At 49.9% G+C, this 5,950-nt stretch carries 4 protein-coding genes; 3 read left to right on the forward strand and 1 reads right to left on the reverse strand.

Annotated features, from left to right (window positions below):
• A partial coding sequence (locus tag BP822_RS11415; RefSeq protein ID WP_276619262.1) for a pentapeptide repeat-containing protein occupies nucleotides 1–1,471 on the forward strand: 1,471 nt, incomplete at its 5' end.
• 238 nt (nucleotides 1,472–1,709) lie between these two features.
• Here the strand turns inward: BP822_RS11415 and BP822_RS11420 are convergent.
• Nucleotides 1,710–3,779 (reverse strand): heavy metal translocating P-type ATPase, encoded by a 2,070-nt coding sequence (locus tag BP822_RS11420; protein ID WP_083804673.1) that lies wholly within the window; start codon nucleotides 3,777–3,779, stop codon nucleotides 1,710–1,712.
• 249 nt (nucleotides 3,780–4,028) lie between these two features.
• On the opposite strand from BP822_RS11420, the gene mauJ reads away from it, so the two are divergent.
• Nucleotides 4,029–5,063 (forward strand): methylamine utilization protein MauJ, encoded by a 1,035-nt coding sequence (gene mauJ, locus BP822_RS11425; RefSeq protein WP_013719086.1) that lies wholly within the window; start codon nucleotides 4,029–4,031, stop codon nucleotides 5,061–5,063.
• A gap of 60 nt (nucleotides 5,064–5,123) precedes the next feature.
• A partial coding sequence (locus BP822_RS11430) for a hypothetical protein (RefSeq protein WP_286878323.1) occupies nucleotides 5,124–5,950 on the forward strand: 827 nt, incomplete at its 3' end.

Consider the following 5,950-nt stretch of genomic DNA (forward strand, 5'->3'; position numbering starts at 1 on the left):
ATTCGCCATTGTTCTGGCGATGGCATTGGTATCCCTGGGCGGCGCCCAGCAGTCTCTGCCCGCCCAGAAGATCCTATCCCAGATTGCGGCTGGGCAGCCGGTCCATTACGATGGCATTGCCATCACCGGCGATCTCGATCTATCCACATTGCCCGGAGCACAGATCCCGGCAGCATTCGCACTTTTCAACTGCACCATCCCCGACGCCTCCTTTGAGGGAATTACATTTGCAGAGGATGCCTTCTTCTGGGGAAGCTCCTTTGGCAATGCCAGCTTCCAGGGGGCCACATTCCTGGGCCGGGCGGACTTTGCCAATACCTCTTTCCGCCAGGCCAGCTTCGCAGGCTGCACCTTCTATCAGCCGGCGCTCTTCGGTGGAGCGCTGTTTGAGAACGATTTGAGCTTTGAGGATACCGCCTTCGGCCTGGATGCCTCCTTCCATGACGTCCGCTTTCTGGGGAGGGTGGACTTCAACTACTCCGATTTCGATTCCTATTCCTACTTCGCAGCAGCAGAGTTCTCAGAAGATGCCTTCTTCTCCGATGTCGACCTTTCCGCTACCTCGGACTTCTCTGCTGCCACATTCTCCGGCCAGGCCAACTTCATCCGCTCCCGCCTGAATGAGCCCTATTTCGGAGATGTCCTATTCTCCGGTCCAGCCCAGTTTGGCATGGCTCGTTTTTCCGGCCTCACCTCATTTGGCGGGGCGGTATTCGCCGATGAGGCGGGCTTCGGCCTGGCCAGATTTTCCGATGCCGCCTACTTCTCCGGTGCCCACTTTCAGGACCTGGCCCTCTTCGGCCTGGCCAGGTTCGAGGACATCGTAACCTTCCAGGATACCCGGTTCGATGGCGACCTCAACTTCAAATCCGGATCCATCACCTCTCTGCTCTTCGACGAGGCAGAGCTAAAAGAGGGCTCCCGCATCATCCTAAACGATACTGAGATCAACCTCTTCCGGGCTCACTGGAAGGAGATCCAGGATCATGTGGCCTGGCAGCCGGGAGCATACCTGGCCCTGGTGGAGAACTACCGCCGGCTGGGCTGGCTGGAAGATGAGGACGACTGCTACTACCAGTATCGAAAGCTCGATCAGGCCAGCAAGGGCTGGGGCTGGTCAAAGATCATAGATATCCTGGCCTGGCTCTCCTGCGGCTATGGAGTGCGGCCAAGCTATGCCGTGGTATGGTCTTTGGTTACTATTCTGATCTTCGGCCTGGTCTTCTGGATAGGGGACGGCATCCGTCGCTCGTCCAAACCCCTGAGCGGGCCGGTGGAGAAAGACAGCATCCCCGAGCGGGCTACATTGCGAAATGCACTCTTTTTCAGCACCATGATCTTCCTCTCCCAGGGCCCCATCGACTTTCTGCCCGTGGGCAGGCACAGGTACTATGTGATGCTGGAGATGATATTGGGCTGGCTGCTCTTGGCGCTGTTTTTGGTAACCTTAGGAAAGGTGATGATTCGATAGCTTTGGGGTGCTGCAATGGGTCAGACCGAATCGATCCAAAAGATGGCTCCTCACTATTTAAAATGGGTGAACTTGAATCGCAAATTCTCTGTGTCTCAGTGACTCTGTGGTGAGCTGCTATGCTCTGACCCAACCACAGAGGCGCAGAGGAACAGAGACTATAACCGCTGCCGGGCCTGACCCACATAATTCACCGAAGAGCCCAAAAGATGTTCGAGCATGGCAAATCCAGCTCATGTTACATTTCCAGCCGCCTCGCATTTATAGCTACTATCACCGTGCTGGCGCTCATGAGAATAGCCCCGATGGCGGGACTGAGAATTATGTCATAGCCGTAGAGGACGCCTGCGGCCAGAGGGATGGCCAGTGCGTTATAGCCCGTTGCCCATATCAGGTTCTGGAACATCTTGCTGTAAGTCCTTTTCGACAGGCGGATGATATTTGCCATATCCCTGGGATCGTTCCTGACCAGCACTATGTCCGCCGATTCAATGGCTACATCAGTGCCCGCTCCGATGGCAATCCCCACATCAGCCTGCGCCAGGGCAGGTGCATCATTCACCCCGTCTCCAACCATAGCCACAATGTATTCCCTCTGAACATTCCTTATGGCCTGAGCCTTTTCATGGGGCAATACTTCTGCAAAAAAGTCGTCCAAGCCCAGATCCTCCGCCACCCATCGGGCGACGAATCGATTGTCTCCGGTGAGCATCATGCAGTTGATGTTCATCGACCTGAGCTCTTCGATTGCCTCTCTGGATTCTTTTCTTATCACATCGGCCAGGGCTACGGCCCCGACAAGCCGATCCTCTTCCAGTAAAAAGACGACTGTCTTCCCCTGCTCCGCCAGCCTGTTCACTCTATCATCATCTAGCTTGATGTTGTTCTCTCTCAGGTAACCTGGGCTTGCCACCATCCAGCTCCTTCCCTGAATCTGACCTTCAATCCCTTTTCCGGGAATTGACTTAAATCCCTGGATGGGAATGAGATCAATGCCCATTTCTTTTGAGCCTTCTGCAATTCCTGCTGCTATGGAGTGCTCCGAGTTTGCTTCCAGAGATGCGGCCATTCTCAAAACCTCGGTCTCATTCAGGCCGGCAAGTGGTATGATATCGGTGACCCCAAATCGGCCTTCGGTCAGAGTCCCCGTCTTGTCGAATACCACCGCCTGGATGTCTCTGGCCCTCTCAAAAGCGGATCTATCCCGGATCAATAGACCTGATTTCGCAGCCAGTGAGGTTGAGACTGCAACCACAAGAGGAACTGCCAGCCCCAGAGCATGGGGACAGGATATGACCATCACTGTGACTGCTCTCTCAATGGCAAAAGCCGAGTCTTTGCTGAAGTTGAGCCAGGCGGCAAATGTGATAGCTCCGACGCTCAGAGATATTATGGTAAGCCATCGAGCGGCATTGTCTGCCAGGTCCTGAGTCCTGGATTTGCTCTCCTGAGCCTGCCTGACAAGCTCGATGATCTGACTGAGGTAGGTCTCGGATCCGATCTTCTTAACTTCTATCGATATCGAGCCCTCGCCATTGATGGACCCGCCTATCACGTCGTCTCCCGCTCTTTTCCTGACCGGCCTGGATTCGCCTGTGAGCATGGACTCATTTACGCTTGTCTCTCCCTCGATCACCGTTCCGTCGATGGGTATCTTCTCCCCGGGTTTGACCAGGACTCGGTCTCCCGGCTTAAGAGATTCGACCTTGACCTCCACCGTCTGGCCATCTTTTATCAAGTGGGCTTCCGAGGGCATGATCTTGACCAGCTCCTCTAAGGCTCGGGAAGCTCCGAGGATTGAACGCATCTCAATCCAGTGGCCAAAAAGCATGATATCGATCAGCGTGGCCAGCTCCCAGAAGAAGGTCTCGCCCATAAGGCCAAAGACGACCGCCGAACTGTAAAAATAAGCTGCACTTATGGCGGTGGCGATGAGAGTCATCATCCCTATATTTTTATCCTTGACTTCTTTGAAAAATCCTTTCAGAAAGGGATAGCCACCATAAAAATAAACCAATGATGAGAGCAGGAACACCACATAAAGGGAGCCCGGAAACTGCAATTCGAACCGGAATAATTCCTGGATAAAAGAAGAGAGGAGCAGGATTGGTATCGTTATAATCAGAGAAATTATGAATCGTCTTTTAAAATCCTCGGTTTTATGGCCTTCATGTCTGCCACGGTGTCTCTTGCTGGATTTGTCCGGATGCCGGGCCATGCCCATTTGGTGATTCTCATGCATTTCGCCTGCATCATCCGTCTTATGGCCTTTGGCCGTGCCATGCATCCCATGTATGTTATGCTCCATTCCCCTATTCGGCGACTTGGGCCTCTTGCTCTCTTCCGCCACCTCTAATCCCACCAGTACGATATATTAATGGACGGCAATGGATTTAACTCTTCGTAAAGAGAATTCCTATTCCGATGGTTTGTTCTGGAGACGGTGTTTATGCTAGATTTAGCGATAATGGGCACTGGTCGACAAAGAGGACCCGCAAACTACCTAAGTTTCAAATTACCAAAAAAAGTATAAATCAGCTAATTAAATTCTTGCTCCATGAAATATAGCCCTCTGGGTATAAAAGATCATTTTAAAAAAGTCGACGACAGAACAGTTGGGATTTCCGATCTGCCACTAAAATTTCAGGGCTCTACAGTTACTATCGATTTTGATGATGTTGGCACATATAAGGGACCCTTTGTTGTCAAATGTTTTTTGGCTTCCGAGTTCCTTATATATTTTAATGATACTGAACACCACGTTAACCCCTGGGAAGGTTTTTCCCATTTGCTTTTCCATGAGCATTGCGACCATCGATTAAATGAAATCTCGTTTGAGTATCGTTATCCTGATGTTAATGCCGATTTGCACCAGGCCACTGTAGAGTTGAAGAGCATAGAAGGCTTGCTTCGAAGCATCGTTATGACAATACCCGAAGATAATATAGATTCCGCTCTCGATATTGCTCATAAGACGTTTATTGGAATTCTTGATGCGATATGCCTCCGAAAAAGAATACCAATTCAAATACAACGTATAGAGGTTTTGACAAAAAAAGGGCGAATGCAGCGATCTTATACAACAATGCCATACATGCCAGTTGAGCTTGATGTGGATGACATAATTACTGTCAATTACATTCCGCAAGTATTGCGTCCTTGTCTAACGCTTTATAGAGAAGCAATTAACTCATGCAATCCATACTATAGATTATTATGTCTTTTTAGAATAAGCGAGCGTTTAAGAGAAATACAAAATGAAAACGTGATGAAATTGAAGCAAGATTTAAGCTTCAAAAGGCCATCCATTACGATACCGGATAATGATCTTACTAGAATATTTTTCAAAAGGTTTATTGGCAAAAGCTTAAATAATTTTCTAGAGAACCACGTAAAGACCGAATATAGAAATAATATATCGCATTTGGGCTTAAGGAAGGGCAGCTTTGACGCATATGGAAATATGAAATTACCTCCCGCAGATAACAAGATTAATAGCTCAGTTGAAGCAACCAATGCAGTCCTTATAGATGCCATTAATGTGGCTATCAAAGAAGAAATCACCATAATGAAAAAATATAATCTAGCGTAAAAGAACGAGAGGATCGATCAATTAATCTTTCTCCAGAACTGTCACCGGAGCCTATGTATTTTGGCTGCCGTTCCCGAGGGGATGTCGCAGCAGGAGAGCTCGCAAGTCGTCAATCTGATGATCGATGTGAGCGGATCCGCAACTCCTACAGAGGAGCAATCGGCAGACGACAGGGACAATATCGCCAACGTGTACAACTCGATGATCAAGGATAAAATACCATCAACCATGTTCTTGACCCAGGACGTTTCCGCATCCAGTCTGGTTTTGTATCTAACCCAGCTGGGCCTTTATGGGAATATCGAGTTTGGCATGGCGGGAAATCATTCGGATGAAAAATTGAGCACAATGCCATATAAGGAACAGCGGGCAATACTTGAGAGCTCCTATAGTTATGCGAGTGCGGCTCATGTATGCGGCAAGAACGAAAAGCCCATTCGGGGATACAAGCCGTTGTCCTTTGATCAGAACGAGGACACCTACAAGGCACTGGACGATCTGGGCATCGAGTATAATGCCGGCTTCCAGGCAGGGATCATTTATGCTCCCGGCCATGAGGACGATGTCTGGCCCTATCCGGTTGAAGGCCACGATTTCTATGCTGTGCCAACAAGCAGCTATACGGTATCTGACGGTTTGATGCCTCTTCAGGACAGCTACTTTAGGGATATGGGTCTGGGGGCCGATGAGTGGTATGATGCTCTTGCCGCCAAGTTCAATGAGATCAAGGGCCAGGACGAGCCCCTGGTGATAAGCCTGACCACATCCATATCGGGAAACGGTGATTATCTGGATGCCCTGAAGAGGTTCATCGAGTTGGCCAAATCGGAGAATGCCGCATTTGTCAACACCACGCAGCTCGTGGACATGACCCGAGCAGGAGTGGA

The organism is Methanosaeta sp. UBA458 (assembly GCF_002496085.1).
Lineage (GTDB): Archaea > Halobacteriota > Methanosarcinia > Methanotrichales > Methanotrichaceae > Methanothrix > Methanothrix soehngenii.